The 524-nt window shown below is 65.1% G+C and carries 1 protein-coding gene; it reads left to right on the forward strand.

The window, feature by feature from the left end; all coding sequences use genetic code 11:
• Positions 1 to 88 precede the first annotated feature (88 nt).
• Complete coding sequence (locus F0Q45_RS26645; protein ID WP_149656666.1) at positions 89 to 493, forward strand: Rv2175c family DNA-binding protein; 405 nt, start codon at positions 89 to 91, stop codon at positions 491 to 493.
• The last annotated feature ends 31 nt before the right edge of the window (positions 494 to 524 follow it).

A 524-nucleotide genomic window follows, 5' to 3' on the forward strand; every position in this document is an offset into this window, starting at 1 on the left:
CACGGGGCCATCGTAGGTGGCGGGAACTCAATGAGACGACCTGCAGTCAACGCGCACACCGGCCGGTACCAGGTTCTACACTGGCGCCGTGGGCAGCATTCCGGCCGGCGACGACGTTCTGGATCCTGACGAGCCAACCTACGACCTGTCCCGAGTCGCCGAACTTCTGGGGATAACGGTCAGCAAGGTGCATCAGCAGTTGCGCGAAGGCCACCTGGTCGCGGTGCGCCGGGCCGGCGGCGTGGTGGTGCCCCAAGTGTTCTTCACCAAATCCGGTCAGGTGGTCAAGAGCCTGCCGGGGTTGTTGACGATCCTGCACGACGGCGGCTACCGCGACACCGAGATCGTGCGCTGGTTGTTTACCCCCGACCCGTCGCTGACCATTACCCGCGACGGCTCACGCGATGTGGTGAGCAACGCTCGCCCGGTCGATGCGCTACACGCCCACCAGGCTCGTGAAGTCGTGCGCCGTGCCCAGGCGATGGCTTACTAAGTGGTCTCGCTCGTAAGTTCGTCGGGGGCAG

This window comes from Mycobacterium simiae (assembly GCF_008370645.1).
GTDB lineage: Bacteria > Actinomycetota > Actinomycetes > Mycobacteriales > Mycobacteriaceae > Mycobacterium > Mycobacterium simiae_A.